General features: G+C 46.8%; 15 protein-coding genes. 6 read left to right on the top strand and 9 right to left on the bottom strand.

The annotated features are described in order from the left end of the window. Positions 1-146 precede the first annotated feature (146 nt). Positions 147-524 carry a type IV pilus biogenesis protein EbsA gene (gene ebsA, locus ACMUEV_RS17400; protein WP_017287819.1) on the bottom strand — a complete coding sequence of 126 codons (378 nt, stop codon included), beginning with the start codon at positions 522-524 and terminating at the stop codon, positions 147-149. Between the two features lie 398 nt (positions 525-922). Here ebsA and ACMUEV_RS17395 point away from each other — a divergent pair, with 398 nt between their 5' ends. From ACMUEV_RS17395 to ACMUEV_RS17385, 3 genes are all read left to right on the top strand, one after another. After that, the gene (locus tag ACMUEV_RS17395; RefSeq protein WP_190649838.1) at positions 923-1957 is read left to right on the top strand and encodes an aldo/keto reductase; all 1035 of its coding nucleotides are present in this window, start codon (positions 923-925) and stop codon (positions 1955-1957) included. A gap of 302 nt (positions 1958-2259) precedes the next feature. Next, a complete protein-coding gene (locus tag ACMUEV_RS17390; protein WP_190649836.1) occupies positions 2260-3945 on the top strand; it encodes a 6-pyruvoyl-tetrahydropterin synthase-related protein in 1686 nt (561 codons plus the stop codon). After that, positions 3945-4931 carry a glycosyltransferase family 2 protein gene (locus ACMUEV_RS17385; protein ID WP_199329400.1) on the top strand — a complete coding sequence of 329 codons (987 nt, stop codon included), beginning with the start codon at positions 3945-3947 and terminating at the stop codon, positions 4929-4931. Before ACMUEV_RS17390 ends, ACMUEV_RS17385 begins: the two co-directional genes overlap by 1 nt. A 9-nt stretch (positions 4932-4940) precedes the next feature. Here ACMUEV_RS17385 and ACMUEV_RS17380 read toward each other — a convergent pair whose 3' ends face one another. Both ACMUEV_RS17380 and ACMUEV_RS17375 read right to left on the bottom strand, forming a co-directional pair. Further along, on the bottom strand, positions 4941-6482 hold the full coding sequence (locus tag ACMUEV_RS17380) for an AAA family ATPase (RefSeq protein ID WP_190649834.1): 1542 nt from the start codon (positions 6480-6482) through the stop codon (positions 4941-4943). 167 nt (positions 6483-6649) lie between these two features. Next, positions 6650-7801: a pyridoxal-phosphate-dependent aminotransferase family protein gene (locus ACMUEV_RS17375; protein WP_017287823.1), complete on the bottom strand. Its 1152-nt coding sequence runs from the start codon at positions 7799-7801 to the stop codon at positions 6650-6652. 108 nt (positions 7802-7909) lie between these two features. On the opposite strand from ACMUEV_RS17375, the gene ACMUEV_RS17370 reads away from it, so the two are divergent. Both ACMUEV_RS17370 and ACMUEV_RS17365 read left to right on the top strand, forming a co-directional pair. Continuing rightward, the gene (locus ACMUEV_RS17370) at positions 7910-9442 is read left to right on the top strand and encodes a metallophosphoesterase family protein (protein WP_017287824.1); all 1533 of its coding nucleotides are present in this window, start codon (positions 7910-7912) and stop codon (positions 9440-9442) included. 125 nt (positions 9443-9567) lie between these two features. After that, positions 9568-9948, top strand: a complete 381-nt coding sequence (locus tag ACMUEV_RS17365) for a hypothetical protein (protein WP_190649832.1) — start codon at positions 9568-9570, stop codon at positions 9946-9948. On the opposite strand, the gene ACMUEV_RS17360 is transcribed toward ACMUEV_RS17365, so the two are convergent. Both ACMUEV_RS17360 and ACMUEV_RS17355 read right to left on the bottom strand, forming a co-directional pair. After that, a complete protein-coding gene (locus tag ACMUEV_RS17360) occupies positions 9945-10127 on the bottom strand; it encodes a type II toxin-antitoxin system HicB family antitoxin (RefSeq protein ID WP_190649830.1) in 183 nt (60 codons plus the stop codon). The two genes, ACMUEV_RS17365 and ACMUEV_RS17360, sit on opposite strands and share 4 nt — an antisense overlap. 90 nt (positions 10128-10217) lie before the next feature. Further along, a complete protein-coding gene (locus ACMUEV_RS17355; protein WP_190649828.1) occupies positions 10218-11339 on the bottom strand; it encodes a geranylgeranyl reductase family protein in 1122 nt (373 codons plus the stop codon). A 494-nt stretch (positions 11340-11833) separates the two neighbouring features. On the opposite strand from ACMUEV_RS17355, the gene ACMUEV_RS17350 reads away from it, so the two are divergent. Beyond that, the gene (locus ACMUEV_RS17350; RefSeq protein ID WP_144056191.1) at positions 11834-12820 is read left to right on the top strand and encodes a hypothetical protein; all 987 of its coding nucleotides are present in this window, start codon (positions 11834-11836) and stop codon (positions 12818-12820) included. A gap of 110 nt (positions 12821-12930) precedes the next feature. On the opposite strand, the gene ACMUEV_RS17345 is transcribed toward ACMUEV_RS17350, so the two are convergent. The 4 genes from ACMUEV_RS17345 to ACMUEV_RS17330 form a co-directional block, all read right to left on the bottom strand. Beyond that, the gene (locus ACMUEV_RS17345; protein WP_199329398.1) at positions 12931-13758 is read right to left on the bottom strand and encodes a thiazole synthase; all 828 of its coding nucleotides are present in this window, start codon (positions 13756-13758) and stop codon (positions 12931-12933) included. A 70-nt stretch (positions 13759-13828) separates the two neighbouring features. After that, positions 13829-14869, bottom strand: coding sequence for a glycine oxidase ThiO (thiO, locus tag ACMUEV_RS17340; protein WP_190649826.1), 1041 nt, complete (start codon positions 14867-14869; stop codon positions 13829-13831). Between the two features lie 3 nt (positions 14870-14872). Then, a complete protein-coding gene (locus ACMUEV_RS17335) occupies positions 14873-15238 on the bottom strand; it encodes a hypothetical protein (RefSeq protein WP_017287834.1) in 366 nt (121 codons plus the stop codon). A 290-nt stretch (positions 15239-15528) separates the two neighbouring features. Beyond that, complete coding sequence (locus tag ACMUEV_RS17330) at positions 15529-15858, bottom strand: 2Fe-2S iron-sulfur cluster-binding protein (protein ID WP_017287835.1); 330 nt, start codon at positions 15856-15858, stop codon at positions 15529-15531. Between the last annotated feature and the right edge of the window lie 91 nt (positions 15859-15949).

Below are 15949 nucleotides of genomic sequence, written 5' to 3'. Positions count from 1 at the left end.
ATGATGACTCAATGAACAGCCTTGTAGCTTTATGAATTTTATCGCAATCTTGGATACACTCAGTTCGGAACTACGGCAAAAGTCAGGGCGATCGTAGAATTCTACGATCGCCCTGACTTGATCAGAATCAGATGGAATTGAACCCTCTATTCGTCGATGCGCAACAGCTTGCGATAAAACGACTGGGAAAAATCAGAAAGCCGACTCCGCTTAAAATTAAGAATGACATCAATTAAGAAGTCAACAAACTCGAAGTTCGCCATCATGATCTCATAACTGAGTTCAGCATTGCCTTCAAATTGAATCCGACAACGGCACAAATCCGCAGGTAGGGTTGAAACATTCCAAGTCGCAATAAACGGAATACTTTCAGCTCCCTCAATTCTGCGTTCTCCTTCAAGCGCCCCTTTTTGATAGAGGCTAATCGCAAATGGAAGAAGTTGTTTTTTGGTTTGTTGAGGATAATATGGCGTGTAGACCCCGACTTGCTGCGTAGGTGCAGGTTGAAGTTTCTCAATGGACATGCTGGCTTCCTGTTTCGTCAATCCAAAGGGTGAATGTATCAGACAGAACCGTGAGTATCTTGGTGGGCGGATTCATTATGCCCAGGATGAGTAGAAAGCGCACAGGTCAGATTTTGCTAGGCTTTCGCGCGATGCTAAATCTAAATTCGTCATGAAGTTGAACCGTTTATTGCAATTTGTAAAACAACACTAAGAAATTGATTCTGAGCCTGACTCATCGGAAAGTTTTAGCCTAGTCTTGATAATTAAGATGCTCGACGCGATGCGCAATCGATGCACCGCGAGTCCGATTGATTCGATGACTTTTCAATTGCAGCATGTCATGCAATGCTTCATTCAATTTCCCTCAATCCGGGGAAGAATGAACCGCTACCCTTCACTGCACTTTTAGAAAAACGATGCGATACAAACTACTAGGACAGAGCGGTCTCAGAGTCTCGGAATTGTGTCTCGGCACAATGACCTTCGGAGAGGATTGGGGCTGGGGCGGAGCGTATGAAGAGAGCCGCAAAATGTTTGATGCCTTTGCAGAAGCAGGCGGAAATTTCATTGATACCGCAAACCTCTATACCAATGGAACCAGCGAGAAGTTTGTTGGAGAATTTATTAAACGCGATCGCGAAAAGTGGGTACTCGCTACAAAGTACTCACTCAACATGGGCAACGGCGGGGTGAATGCTGCTGGCAATCATCGGAAAAACATGGTGCAAGCAGTTGAAGCAAGTTTGAAGCGCCTAGAAACAGACTACATCGATCTACTTTGGCTCCATGCTTGGGACTTTACAACACCTGTCGAAGAAGTCATGAGAGCATTTGATGACTTAGTTCGACAAGGCAAGATTCTCTATATTGGCATCTCAGATACACCTGCCTGGATTATTTCTCAGGCAAATACGATCGCGCAATTTCGCGGCTGGACTTCGTTTATCGGACTACAGATTGAGTACTCTCTGATTGAACGTACTCCCGAGCGAGATCTCCTGCCTATGGCACGAGCATTTGAGATTGGAGTAACGGCTTGGAGTCCGCTTGGAGCAGGAGTTTTAACGGGTAAATATAATAAGCCGGAACCTGTGGAAGGACGATTGAGTCATCCTGATACTTCGCGCCCGGTCACTGAAAACCAACTCGCGATCGCTCAAACTGTGCTCGATATTGCTGCTGAAATAGGTAAGCTCCCGTCGCAAGTCGCACTGAATTGGATTCGTCAACAACCGGGTAGCATCATTCCAATCATTGGTTCGCGCAAGCTCGATCAACTCAAGGAGAACATGGATTGCTTAGGATTTGAACTCAGTTCAGAACAGCTTCAGAGATTGAATGATGTGAGTACGATCGAGCTTGGCTTTCCGCATGACTTTCTGGCAAGCGAGATGGTGCAAAATTTTGCATTTGGCGGAGTCGTTTCTAAACTCGATCGAACTCGTCAATAGTTTCTACATTGAGCTTTTATCAATCAACTTCAGAAGTGCTAGCTGAATCAGTACTAACTTAACTGATTGATATGCATCACTAGCTGAACCTTAATTTCAGCTAGCACGTTTCCTTACTATCTCATCAAGGTAGAACAGTCATACAAACAAGCTGTGCTTGACTATGAAATTGCTTCGCAATGAGTCAAGCGAGTGACGATGATAGCGTTTCTTATCCGCACCTTCGAGAATTCTGCATTCAAACGCTAGCACGCCAATAAATTGGGCAAAATACCTTCAAGCCCCTTTGAATCTGCCCCACTATGTTTCCTTCTTTCTCTGGACTTTCCCGAAGTCCTTCGATTTCTAAGCGCGTTTACGACACAATCGCAATTCTCCTCATTAGCCTTGCCGCAATCGCGATCGCATGGCGAATGCTCCGAGATGGAATCAATGGACTTGGCGATCTGTCCTGGCATATGACTTGGATTCAGCACTTTGCTCTAGAGCTGACGGAAACGATTTACCCCCGCTGGCTAGGTGGAACAAACTACGGATACGGCAGTCCCACCTTTGTTTTTTATCCCCCGTTGGTTTACTACCTCGGTGCGCTGCTTAGGCGTTCAGGCTTTGATATTCAGCAAACGATCGCGGTGCTTTGTACGATCGCTCTGTTTACTTCCGGGTTAGGATTCTACATCTACACAGCACGCAAGTGGGGAAAATTAGCTGCGGTTGTCGGCGCATTATTCTATGTTTCGGCTCCACAACTCACAAACTTAGCTTATTTTGGGGGAATTCCAGCGCTGTTTGCTCAGCCGTTGATGCCGTTGGGGTTGTACTTTACAGATAAAGCACTTGAGCAACCGAGATGGAAGGTTGTGCTCGCTCTATTTTGGGCAGTCGTTGCACTAACCCATGTTCCAACCTTGCTGCTTTGTACAATCGCTTGGGTCGGATATCTTTTCGTGCTCATGATCCAGCAATCTTGGAAACGAATTCTGCCACTATTTGCCTCAGCAGGCATAGGATTTGGACTTGCAGGATTCTTTCTGCTTCCTGCTGTACTAGAACAGTCTTTTGCCAATATCAAAGCCTTAAAAGCTGTGAACGGAGGCTTTCAAGCCAATATGATTGGCAGCGGACAGTTGCAATTGTTGCCGCTTAGCCAATTACAAAAAATGGCTTACATCTATGTCCATCAAGGCATCGCAATCTTAATTTTCTCAGCGATTGCGTTAACGCTTTGGAATCGCAAGACAGTGTTGCGTCCAGCATTGGGAGTACTAGGATTTGCGATCGCGCTTGCTTTCATGATGAGCATTCTCTCGGCTCCAGTGTGGGAAGCTAGTCCAACGTTACAGATGGTGCAATTTCCGGTGAGACTACTCGGAATGTTCGCGCTGGCAGGGGGAATTAGTTGCACGATCGCGGTCTATGCCCTGCAACGATCGCGGCTGAAGATTCTATTTGCACTGATCATTGTGGCAGTGTTAGTTGCAAATTTTAGATACTCTTTTCAGCTTGCTCGCCGTCTGCCCACTTTGAATCATGCAGGCAGAGGAACCATCATGAATCTGGAAACGATCAAAGCGATTGTTCACGATCCGTACTCAGATAATCTCATCGATCTACCAGAATATCGACCGCCCCTAGACGATGGCAAAATTCCAGAACCTCTGCGAGGTCAAGCTCCTGTGATGGAAGCTCCTAAGACTGCCAAAATTGATATCAAACGTTGGACAGGTCAATCTCGCGTCCTGAATATCGACACGCCAGAACCCGCAATCCTTAAACTCAGAACTTACTACCATCCAGCTTGGCAAGGAAAAGCAAATGAAGCGAAGTTAGATCTCTCAAAGGCAAAAGATGGCACGATCGAGATTCGCGTTCCATCTGGAAAATCCGAGGTCAAACTTTGGTATGGATGGACAACGATCTTTACGATCGGCGTTGCAGTCAGTAGTTTAAGTACGATCGCGTTGATCTTGTTGTGGAGGTGGGTTTGATGATTTTACCGAAGTACACGCTGATTATTCCGATTTACAACGAGGAAGAGACGATTGCCGCGCTGTATGGTCGTGTGAGTGCGCTAATGGACAGGCTCGATGCCCCATCTGAATTGATTTTGGTCAATGATGGGAGCCGAGATCGGTCTTTGCAGTTAATTCGAGAATTACACGATCGCGATCCGCGCGTTTGTTATCTCAGCTTAGCTCGCAATTTCGGACATCAAATTGCCGTCACGGCTGGCTTGAACTATGTTCGAGGTCGCGTGATTGTCATCTTAGACGCAGACTTACAAGATCCGCCCGAACTGATTCCCGCCATGATTGAGAAGTGGCGACAAGGCTATCAAGTGGTGTATGCTCAGCGGACTCAGCGGCGCAAGGAAGGATGGTTTAAGCGCTTGACAGCTTTTGTGTTTTATCGATTGCTCAAACAGCTTGCGGATGTCGATATTCCAACGGATACAGGCGATTTTTGCTTGATGGATCGTCAAGTCGTGGATTTACTCAATGCAATGCCTGAGCGCAATCGTTACATTCGGGGCTTGCGATCGTGGGTTGGATTTTCTCAGACTGCAATCCAATTCGAGCGCGATCCTCGAATTGCTGGCGATGTGAAATACACATTTCACAAATCACTTGGGTTAGCCATCAATGGCTTAGTTTCCTTCTCGAAAGTGCCGCTGCGGATTTCAACCTATGTAGGATTATTTGCTGCTTTAGTTGCGATCGTGATGATGCTGCTGACGTTTTACTGGAGAATTGCTTATCCCGCTTCACCCTTGACTGGATTAACTATCATCGTAGTCGCCATTTTCTTCTTAGGTGCGGTGCAACTGCTCAGCATTGGAATTTTGGGAGAATACATTGGGCGAATCTATGAGGAAGTGAAAAACCGCCCACTCTATACGCTGTCTGAGGTGGCGGGATTTGAGCAACAAAAATTTTCTGTGCCCCAAGAACACTTCGATCGAGGTCACGATTGAAATCAGCAATTATCGAACACTAACAAACCGCTCTTGAGCGATCGCTCTAAGTCGCTGCACATCTTCACGCCGCGTAATCGACAGTGGAACCGTCGATTTAATCACCTCTAACAATAGTGCAGTCTCTAACGGTTTATTCAAATACAACGCTTTATACAACGCTGTAATGACTGCTTGTTCAATCTCTGCACCACTAAATCCATCGGTTGCAGCAATCAAAGCTGATAAATCTAACGTCTCTGGATTTTGGCGGCGGCGGGTGAGATGAATTTGTAGAATTGTCAGGCGTTCGCGATCGTCCGGTAAATCGACAAAAAAGATTTCATCAAATCGCCCTTTGCGTAACAGTTCTGGCGGGACTTGGGAGAGATCATTTGCGGTAGCAATCACGAAGACTTCGCCTGTTTTTTCTTGCATCCAGGTGAGAAATGATCCAAACATTCGCCGGCTCAAACCGCCGTCCGCATCTCCACCATTGTTGCCTAAGCTTTTTTCGATTTCATCAATCCACAACACGGCGGGAGCCATCGATTCAGCCAGTGCGATCGCATGTCTGAAATTCTTCTCCGATTCACCAACATATTTGTCATACAGCCGACCTGCATCGAGCTTTAACAGGGGCATCTTCCAGGCGCGCGCGATTGCTTTTGCTGCCAGAGATTTTCCGCAGCCTTGAATCCCGACAATTAAAATTCCTTTGGGTGGTTTCAAATTCACGGCTTGAGCTTGCGGACTAAATCCAACCTTGGCATAAGCAAGCCATTGTTTGAGTCCGGTAAAACCGCCCAAATCAAGCGGCGTATCATCCATCGGGAAATACTCTAAAACGCCGCCTTCTTGAATAATCTGCGCTTTGCGTTGCAGAATTCGCTGCACATCTTGCGCCGTCAGTTTGCCATCTTCTAAAGCGGCATAAGCTACTACTTGACGCGCTTGTTTTAAGGTCATCCCGCTAAGCGATTTCACGAGAAGTTGTAAGTCTTGATCTTGAACTTCGACTTGCACCCGATTTTTGACGCGCAGCGATCGCACAATGTCTTGAACAGCTTGCAGCAATTCATCTCGTCCTGGAAGTTTGAGATCGTAAAAGCAAGCATCATGTGCAAGTTCGACGGGCAATGCAATCTCAGCCCCCACTAGAACAATCACCGATCGCGTTTGCCCAAACAATTGCACCAGTTCTCGAAACTGCCGGGCTGTCTTTGCATCTTCGAGGTGTGGCGCAAAATCTTTGAGTAAAAAGACTCCTCGGATGTTTAAAGATTGAATTGTTTCGAGCAGCTTTAGCGGATCGCCTGAGTTTTCGTACCCAGAAGTAGTTTGTCCGGGCGGAGCATACTCATTTGTCCAGCGATCGCTCTGAGAGACACGAACTAATCCCTGAGTCATGCTCCACTCAAACAACGATAAGCCCATCTCTTGCGTTGCTGTTCTGAGCAAGTCTTGTACCCGCTCTTCTTCGACGGTTTCGATCGCGATGACCGGATGAAAAGACAGAATTAAAGTCTGAAGATCTTGGAGATTTGACGCGATCGAAACGGAACGACTCATAGGGGGGTTCTGAAAAGTAACACTTTCCCAGAATTCCCTTTGAATACAGAATTAGCGCGAGTGACATCTTGAGGATTGGGTTTCGGCTGCGATCAATCCGCAAAGGCACTGGAACCTAAAGATCTTCAGCACTGAGCGGTGAGCGTAGCCGAAACGCGGCAGTTCAATTAGGAATTCGAGATAACCTTCGCCGCTGCTGCAATTCCTGCCCCAGGCGTAAAGCTGTCATAGCCCAACTCTTGCAAGGTCGCTTCTAGCGCCGCGATCGCGGTTAATAAATCTCGATCGCTGACAAATCCCAAGTGCCCAATTCGGAAGATTTTGCCTTTGAGATGGTCTTGTCCACCTGCCAGCGCAATATCAAATCGTTTCCGCATCACAGAGCGAATTTGTTCTGCATCGACTCCGTTTGGCATCACGGCAGTAATCGCTGGACTGCCACACTCATCTGCTGCATACAAAGGCATATTCAACGCTTTTACAGCAGCCCGTGCAGCTTGGCGCAGGCGTTCATGACGCGCAAAAATATTCTCCAAGCCTTCAGCTTTCATCATTCTCAGCGCGGCTTGCATCGCGTAGAACAAATTAATCGCAGGCGTAAACGGCGTGGTATCTTTTGCGCTCGACTTGCGATACTTGCCTAAATCCAAATAGTACCGAGGCAGTTTTGCCGTCTTGTAGGCTTCCCAAGCTTTTGCGCTGACTGCAACAAATCCCAATCCAGGCGGGATCATGTAGCCTTTCTGTGAACCCGATGCCACCACATCCAAGCTCCACTCATCCACGGGCACGCTGGTTGCACCGAGGCTGGTCACGGTGTCTGCCATCATCAGCGCTCCATGTGCTTTGACATAGCTGCTGATCGTTTTGAGATCGTTGATCACACCCGTTGAAGTTTCACTATGGGTAACAATGACCGCTTTGATCTGCTTGTCAGTGTCACTTTCCAAGCGTTGTCGGAATGCTTCTGGATCAAGCGGTTTCCCCCAATCTACTGAGAGGCGTTCGGTTTGCAAGCCATAGGCATCCGTGACTTCTGCCCATCGTTCGCCAAATTTTCCATTCGTTCCGACTAAAACGCGATCGCCTGGGCTGAGAAAATTAATAATCCCGGCTTCCATCGCGCCTGTCCCGCTTGCCGCGAGGATTAAGACATCATTTTGCGTTTGGTGGAGCCATTTGAGATTTTGCGTGACTTCTGCCACAATTTTGCCAAAATCGCCACTCCGGTGTCCGATCGGATGCTTTGCCATTGCCGATAAGACCTGTTCAGGGACAGGGGTTGGTCCCGGAATCATTAACATTAACTTGTCGTCCATGATGGGTTCCTTAGAAAGCTAGAAATTTACGCATTGATCCAGGATTACACAGATGGTTGAAAATTCGGGTTTCAGCGTTCAGAATTTAATCATGTATCGAGATTGATCATGATGAGATTTGTTTCGGAACCCTCTACTGCACTCAAAATTCAAAAAATGCGGGAGCGGGTGCAGTGGAAAGCACCTAGTTTGCGCGATCGCGGAATTGATCAAACCCGTTTTGTCATTGATGATCCGCGCGAGCAAAATGCTTTTTCTTTCTTGGTGATTGGTGATAGTGGATCGGGACGACACCCTGGGCATTTTCCCCAACGCCAAATTGCTGAGCAGATGTTGCTTCATAAGGACGAATGTCGGTTTGTTTTACATACTGGAGATGTCGTTTATCTTGTTGGCTCTAGTGAATTTTATCCCCAAAATTTTATTGAGCCTTACCGAGAATTTTTAGTTGGGGGAGAAACACCGACCAAGATTAAGTTTGATCAAATGGTGTTTAACTTCCCATTCTTACCTGTGTTGGGAAATCATGATTATTATGATTTAACCCTATTTTATGGTGTATTAGCTCAGGTTTCTTATCCATTGAGACTGTTATTACGAAAAAAGATTGATCTCGATATTCGTTTTCATGGATCTTATCAAGGAAAAGCATTTGCCCAAGCGTTCATGGATACGTTGTGGTTGAAAGACCCAATGCATTTAGCCGAACATCTCGATCGACATTACACGGCTGAAACTTCAACGGGACGGTGCTTAAAATACGAGCCTGGGTTATTTACTCGTTTGCCAAACCGCTACTATACGTTCCGTTACGGCGGGATTGATTTCTTTGCCCTCGACTCCAATACATTTAATGAGCCGATTGTGCCTTCGAGTACTCAAGAAGACCGTGGGAAATTGCTCGATCGTCGTAACGAGATCGAGCAAGAAATGCAGCAATTGCTACAAGAACTCTCTCGCTTAAATGTCAATCAACCCGAACAGTCAGACGCAGCAGATGATATTCGCGTCAAACTTCAACAACTTGAAGAGATTCAGCTTGACATTGATAAGCAATTGAATACAGAAGCATCGGTGACAGATTATGAGCAGTTAGACTGGTTACGCGATCGCTTAATTGCATCGCTCAATTCTCCTGACGTGCGAGGCAGAATTATCTATTTTCATCATCCCCCCTATGTGACCGAGGCGACGAAATGGTATCAAGCACAAACTCATGCGGTGCGCTATCGATTGCGGCAGGTTTTTGATGATGTAGCGAAAGCGGTTGATATCAAGGAGCGCTCGATTGTTGATCTTGTGCTTACGGGTCACGCTCATTGTTTTGAGTACCTTCGGACGGTTGAGACTGGACATGCAGATTCCAATATTAATTGGGTGATCTGTGGTGGGAGTGGCTATAGTTTGCGACGACAACGAGAGGAGGGAACCGAGATTGAAGAAGACGATCGCATTGTGGCGAAGTCTCAACTTTTTGTCGGACGAACCGGGCAAGGAAAGGACAAACAGCGTCCTTATTCTTTTCTACGAATTGACGTGATGGATGGTGAACCTGTGAAATTTGTTCTGCGTCCTTATGTTTCGGAATGGTCGCAGCGGCAATGGCACGATCGAGCATTAGACCCAATTGTAATCGGCTGATGTTTGATGTGAATCAGATCATTCTTTGGATCAGCTTGATGCGGATCATTTGAATCTTTTGGCAGAAGTCATCTTAGATCATCAGTTCTACAACAGTCATAGTAGATCAATTTATTGAGAAGTCTATGTCTGTCGAAGATTTGAGAAAAAGTGACATGATGGCGCATTTACTGGATGCGTTAGATGCGGGCGAAAATATCGAGCATTATGGGCGTTTAGTTTTCGCAATGGTGGCTCGGCATTTTCTTTCGCAGGAAGAGGTGATCGAGTATCTTCTGAAAGATGAAGAATGCGGTGAGGCGGAAGCAAAATCGCTTTATCAGCAGGTTCAAGGCAAAGATTACAATCCACCGAAACGCGATCGTGTTTTAGATTGGCAGCAGCATCAAAACTTTCCAATTTGTCCAAATCCTGATAATCCCGATGCTTGTAATGTCTATCGAGATCTAGAATTTCCGCAACATGTTTACGAGCATATTTCTAGCTACTACGAGCAAAAAGCTTAAGGAATGCGTTGCTGAGTGCAGGTCGGAAATTCTTCAAGATACAGACGGGTTGCCTCTTTCAGTCCGGCAACAGCTTGTTCGATCGTTTCACCTTGATCAACTGTGCCAACTTCTGGGCATTCGGCAATATACATGTCGTCTTCTTTAGAGATAATGACTGTAAAGCTACGAGTTTTCATCGCATTCCCAAAACTCTACCTACATTAGTCAGCATAACAAAGCCTCGGAATTTAGATTAATTCCGAGGCTTTGCTTCATTAAAAGCTAGACTAACCGCCCATTCCAGGGATCAATCCACCGCCTAAACGCTTCAATGCGCGGGTGGCTACATCTGCATAACGCAACTCACCGCACATAATTTTGCCCAAACGATCGGTTGCAGTCGGACGTTTCACACCCACCTTGTACCCGATCCCCGGAACTCGATAAAACAGATTTGCTAATCGTTGTGCCCAAACCATATCGCTGCCCCACTCTTGCTGAATCACGTTGGTATATTCAGCAAGCGCGTTTGCATTGCCGTTGAGTGCTTGATCAATCGCTTCTGCCGCTTTCATGCCGCTAAACATCGAAGGACGAATGCCTTCTGCGGTCATTGGATCAACGATCGCTGCCGTTTCTCCAGCAAGGACTGCATTCTGAGTATGTAAGACTTGATCCCCGTCCCAAAATACGATCGGATGGGTATAAATCTGTGCGCCGCTCGTATTGAATCCAGCCTCTTTTGCATAATTCGACAAGGCTTTATCAAAGTCGGTCTTATCGTTGCCTCTAAATGATGCAGTTCCGGCACTGAACCCTTCGGATTTCGGTAAATTCCAGATAAATCCGTTCTTCAACATGCCGAAATCAAATTGAGCCGTTTGCCCGATCGCATGAGGTGCTTCCATGACTGCACCCATTTGCGTCTTGCGCTCTTTGAATCCGAGCCATTTTGCCATCGGACCCTTTGCACCATCTGCTGCAATTAGATACTTTGCTTCTAGAGATCCGGCGGTGGTCTGGACGAGCCAGCGATCGCCTTTAAATTCGATCCCCGTTACCGCCGTTCCGTCTCGAACTTCTGCACCGACTTGCTGAGCTTGTTTGATCACAAATTGATCAAACTCATCACGGCGTACCATCCACATCGGTTCAGGCGTTTCCAGTGTCGCATCGACCGGATCACCGAGCTTCCAGGTATAGCGGATTGTATTGACTTTGCGAGAAATGACGGGGCTGAAATCAAACTCGAACCATTGCGCGATCGCAGGTGAAACTCCGCCGCTACAGGGTTTGTAACGAGGCAGAGCGTCTTTCTCTAACACTAAAACTGAACGTCCGCGTTTTGCGAGATGGTAAGCAGCAGTTCCGCCGGCGGGACCTGCTCCAACAACAATACAGTCAAACATAAAGCTGGAAGTTCACTCCTACGTCAACGCTATCTAGGTCATTCAAACTTTCTCACCGCGATCCGAACTGTTTTAAGAATCCTCATAAGTGCGCGAGGTGAGGAATGTCATATCACTTAGAGCAATGTAACCTGTTTTGGCAGATTTTACCCTATAGATTTTCTTAGCCCACATTATTCAGAAGAACTTTTTGTATTTAACAATTACATTAAGTTTGACGAAAGCTTTGCGAATTCGCTATTTCAGGTAATCAAAAAAATGTTTTGCTTCTATATAATTCAGGTTTTAATTATTTAGTTTTATCCCTTTTGATTCATCAAATCTATGAGTTTTTCTTGCGAAATAAAGCTATTAAGTTTGTCAAAACTTCATCCTTGAGCGGGAATAATCATGAAGTATTTAAAAACTTACCGGGAGTCTCTGTAGTCTCCTGTAAGGGTGAAATGAAGGCTCATCAATCATTAGTTATCAAATCTGTTTGAGTGGAGACGGATGTGTTCTTAGGTTTCTATTGGCTGCGCAATTTTTACCATGATGCGTATGACTACGGCTACGAGTTGTTTCGAGGGATCACTAAAAATCCAAATTGGCTACTGATGCGGAAGTTAGGACGGTTTGGTGCAGTGCGATCGCTGATCCATCGGTTCAGATCCCGTGCAAGCGTGATCGCTCGATTTTCAGGCGAGTCTGCGTTTCCCGAAACTGCTCCTGAGACAGTCGTGCAGTCTTTAGTCAAGGACGGAATTTACTTAGGTTTGAATTTGCCGCCGGATCTGCGCGAAGACATCATTACTTATGCAAAGCAGTACCCTTGTTATGGCGATCGTAAACCGGAATATGGCTTTCACTACACCCGCAAGCGAGAAGCGCAACAATGGTATCACCGGGCATTTGTCACGGCGCACTATTTCAATACGGTGGAGAATTGTCCTGCGATCGAGCGGTTGACTCAAGATCCCACATTGTTGTCGATCGCAGCAGAGTATTTAGGAACCGAGCCAGTTTTGATTAGTAGTCAGCTTTGGTGGAGCTTTGCAACAGAAGCCTCTTTACACGCTCGTCGTAAAGCAGCGCAACTGTTTCATTACGATCTTGATGATTACCGCTTTATCAAATTCTTTTTCTATCTCACGAATGTCGATTCACTCACGGGTGCTCATGCCTGTATTCAAGGCACGCATCGTCGAAAGCGATTTGCTCACGAATGGGTGAGAAAGCGATTTAGAGATTCTGAGATTGTTGAGACTTACGGAATCGATAAATTAGTGACAGTATGTGGCAATGCAGGGTTTGGGTTTGCCGAAGATACCTTGTGCTTCCACAAAGGAATGCCCCCGATTCGCCACGATCGCTTAATGCTACAAATCGAATTTGCCACGCACGATTACAAGATGCAGTCGGATCAAGTCGATCCGCAATCGCTCTATGTTTACTCAGCTTATTTAAAGAGCGATCGAGCTTTGGATCGAATTGTAGATTAGTACAGCACGATCAATCTGATGGGAGATAGGGAGAGGGTCTGAAATTAAGATTATTGCCCCGCATCTCCCTACTTTGCACAATGAATGCAGGTGACGAAGTCACCCTTTGATTAGTCGTTGATCCTGCCCGTTAACGGCGAACTCGCACTTGCATACGCCTTGACCGGAATTCGACCTGCTTGATATGCCAAACGACCGGCTTCAGCAGCTAATCCCATTGCCCGCGCCATTGCTGCCGGATTCGCTGCTTGAGCGATCGCGGTATTGATCAACAATGCGTCCGCACCAAATTCCATCGCTTGCGCTGCCTCACTGGGAGTCCCAATCCCTGCATCTACTACAACCGGAACCTTGGCATTCTCGATAATGATCTGAATGTTTGCCGCATTCCGAATCCCTTGACCTGAACCAATTGGAGACCCCAATGGCATCACGGTTGCGCATCCTACGTCTTCTAATCGCTTGGCCAGCAGTGGATCTGCATTGATGTAAGGCAGGACGGCAAAACCTTCTTTCACCAATTGTTCAGCCGCTTCTAGTGTGCCAATGGGATCAGGGAGAAGGTACTTCGCATCAGGAATCACTTCGAGTTTGACGAAATTATTGTCTTCTTGTCCCAACAGTTTCGCCATCTCACGCCCCAAGCGTGCCACACGAATCGCATCTTCGGCGGTTTGGCAACCTGCGGTATTCGGGAGCATCCAAATCTTGTTCCAATCGATCGCTTCCGCGAGTCCTTCATGTCCAGGAGCCTGCGTTTGTACGCGCCGCACAGCGACTGTGACAATTTCACAGCCACTCGCATCAATACTTTGACGCATCTCATCGAAATTGCGATATTTTCCGGTTCCAGTCATCAAGCGGGAGCGAAATTTGCGTCCTGCGATGATTAAACTGTCCTCTAAATTCTTGTCTAGGGGTTTTTCTAAAGTTTGCATAATGCTGCCTCGATCGCGGATTGCGGATATCCATTATGCCGAAAATTGCCCCCTCCCAAACCTAGAGAATCTATGAAAACCGCGAATAATGGAAAGCTTCTAGGCGAGAGTCAGACTTTTGCGTGAGGACAAATTGCGCGATCGCACTACCCGTAATCGGAGCCAGTAAAATCCCATTCCGGTAATGCCCAGTGGCTAGCGTCAAATTAGCATAGGGACTTTCGCCCAAAATCGGCAGTTCATCCGGTGTTGCAGGTCGGAACCCCGACCAAATCTCTTGCAATGCAAAGTTCTGGATCGGGGGGTAAAGTCGTATGGCCTTTGCTAACAACGTGTGAATGCCGATCGCAGTATTGCCTCTCTGAAATCCAACATTCTCGCTAGTTGCGCCGATAATAATGCGCCCATTCTGACGCGGCACGATGTAAGCGTCTCCAAACAACACATGTTGCAGTGGCAGCCTTGCAGGGTCGGGAACTTGCACCGCAAGCATTTGCCCTTTTCTGGGAAAAACGGGAATCGGCAGCAGTTCTTGTGCCCAAGCTCCGGTTGCCAGAACGTAATGATCGGCTTTCCAAGTTCCCTGATTTGTCTCTAGATAATTAATGTTGGTATCAAATGCAAATCGCTCAACATTGATTCCGGTTTGAATTTCGACTCCTAGCTCTTTTGCTGCTATCCACAGCACTTTTGCTAGCGCGCGATTATCCACTTGCGCGTCGTGCGGGAACCAGTAGCCTCCAACGACTTCTTCACCGAGGTCTGCTTGATGCGTGAGTAAACTGGCTCGATCGAGCCATTGATCATGGGCACTAACTTGATACCGGGGTGCAAGAATGCCACAAGCCCAATATCCAGCATTCATTCCGGTTAAAGATTCGAGTTTATGAATCCAATCGGGGTAGCGCGCCCGACTCTCTAGACAAAAATCGAGCATCGGACTGGGCGGAAGTTCTTCTGCTTGAGGCGCGAGCATTCCTGCTGCTGCATGAGTTGCCCCTTCAGCAAAATCGCGGCAGAGAATGGTCACTGCCGCGCCTTGAGATTTAAGTTCGATCGCGATCGCGAGTCCGATAATACCGCCACCGATGATCAACACCTCACGTTGCATCGATTACCAAGCTCCTCGAATTGCGGGTCGTGTTGTGGCTCCGCTCGGTCTGGTTGTGCTGCCTGTCGAAGTGCCTGAGTTAGCAGTACTCGTTCCCGGAGCATTTGCCAAATCTCCAATCGTGGAAGAACCATTCCCCGATGTTGTTCCGTTCGGATTTAACGGCTGAGTTGTTGTCGGAGGGTTGAAGTTCGCGATCGTGGTGCGCGAGGCATCAAGATCTGAGATGGGAGGACGATCTTGGGGAACTTGTGCTGCCACTTGATTGATTGAGCGATCGCTAAAAGGTAAGGCTCCTGCAATTCGCAAAATCCATAACAATGCGATTAAGACCAATCCCCCACCCACAATTCTTCCAGTCGGATTCATAACACTTGCCTGACGTAATGTTTCTTTTCTAGAAAGCCCGATCGCGGGCAAAAAACGCTCTTTGTGTAAAGTATAGCGCTAGGGTTTGCGCCCCAATAATTGTACTGTTCTATGATTTTATCGCTCTAGCCAAATGCAGCGACTCTTCTAATCTTTTGAAAAGTCCAGGATAATGAGAAACCCGCCAGTTTGAGGATGCACTCATGCGCATAGCCTTGGCGGGTTTTGGTACTTCTACTGTGCTATTCAGTGATCATGATGTCAATTTATCGTTAACGCTGAAGCAGGTATTATTCCCATTGAATCGCGTCATCTTGTCCCCAAAATCCACTGTGTTTTGTAACCCGAATATCACCTAACACGCGAACTTGACAGGCTAAACGACGAGATTTTTCAGGATTGTGGGGTGGCAGAGAAAGGCGAGTTTTTTCGCGCCATTCCATCGGCGAAACTTCTCCTTCAATTTCAACTGAACAGGTTCCGCAAGTTCCGAGGCCGTGACAGTTAATCACAGTAGAACCGCCATTGTAGAGATCAATTCCGTTTTTGAGCAAAACTTGACGTAAATTTGCACCGGATTCACATTCAATCGTCTTTCCCTGGGCTGTAATTTGCGGCATTTCGCACCTCGTTGAATTAAGTTTTGCAAATGGTCACTCTGGAAGGTTTCTCAGTCTTTCAGAATAGGAAGCTGTCTTAATTTTTTTAGAG

Source organism: Leptolyngbya sp. FACHB-1624, from assembly GCF_047649235.1.
In the GTDB taxonomy this organism is placed as follows: Bacteria; Cyanobacteriota; Cyanobacteriia; order Leptolyngbyales; family Leptolyngbyaceae; genus Leptolyngbya; species Leptolyngbya boryana.
The sequence above is the reverse complement of the archived record's forward strand: the minus strand, read 5'-3'. Positions and strand labels throughout refer to the sequence as shown.

What these genes read in the sequence shown, in the direction of transcription:
- ACMUEV_RS17330 (WP_017287835.1), bottom strand. Translation starts at nt 15,858, where the DNA reads ATGCCGCAAATTACAGCCCAGGGAAAGACGATTGAATGTGAATCCGGT.
- ACMUEV_RS17370 (WP_017287824.1), top strand. Translation starts at nt 7,910, where the DNA reads ATGATGAGATTTGTTTCGGAACCCTCTACTGCACTCAAAATTCAAAAA.
- ebsA (WP_017287819.1), bottom strand. Translation starts at nt 524, where the DNA reads ATGTCCATTGAGAAACTTCAACCTGCACCTACGCAGCAAGTCGGGGTC.
- ACMUEV_RS17390 (WP_190649836.1), top strand. Translation starts at nt 2,260, where the DNA reads ATGTTTCCTTCTTTCTCTGGACTTTCCCGAAGTCCTTCGATTTCTAAG.
- thiO (WP_190649826.1), bottom strand. Translation starts at nt 14,869, where the DNA reads ATGCAACGTGAGGTGTTGATCATCGGTGGCGGTATTATCGGACTCGCG.
- ACMUEV_RS17375 (WP_017287823.1), bottom strand. Translation starts at nt 7,801, where the DNA reads ATGGACGACAAGTTAATGTTAATGATTCCGGGACCAACCCCTGTCCCT.
- ACMUEV_RS17380 (WP_190649834.1), bottom strand. Translation starts at nt 6,482, where the DNA reads ATGAGTCGTTCCGTTTCGATCGCGTCAAATCTCCAAGATCTTCAGACT.
- ACMUEV_RS17395 (WP_190649838.1), top strand. Translation starts at nt 923, where the DNA reads ATGCGATACAAACTACTAGGACAGAGCGGTCTCAGAGTCTCGGAATTG.
- ACMUEV_RS17345 (WP_199329398.1), bottom strand. Translation starts at nt 13,758, where the DNA reads ATGCAAACTTTAGAAAAACCCCTAGACAAGAATTTAGAGGACAGTTTA.
- ACMUEV_RS17385 (WP_199329400.1), top strand. Translation starts at nt 3,945, where the DNA reads ATGATTTTACCGAAGTACACGCTGATTATTCCGATTTACAACGAGGAA.
- ACMUEV_RS17360 (WP_190649830.1), bottom strand. Translation starts at nt 10,127, where the DNA reads ATGAAAACTCGTAGCTTTACAGTCATTATCTCTAAAGAAGACGACATG.
- ACMUEV_RS17365 (WP_190649832.1), top strand. Translation starts at nt 9,568, where the DNA reads ATGTCTGTCGAAGATTTGAGAAAAAGTGACATGATGGCGCATTTACTG.
- ACMUEV_RS17335 (WP_017287834.1), bottom strand. Translation starts at nt 15,238, where the DNA reads ATGAATCCGACTGGAAGAATTGTGGGTGGGGGATTGGTCTTAATCGCA.
- ACMUEV_RS17355 (WP_190649828.1), bottom strand. Translation starts at nt 11,339, where the DNA reads ATGTTTGACTGTATTGTTGTTGGAGCAGGTCCCGCCGGCGGAACTGCT.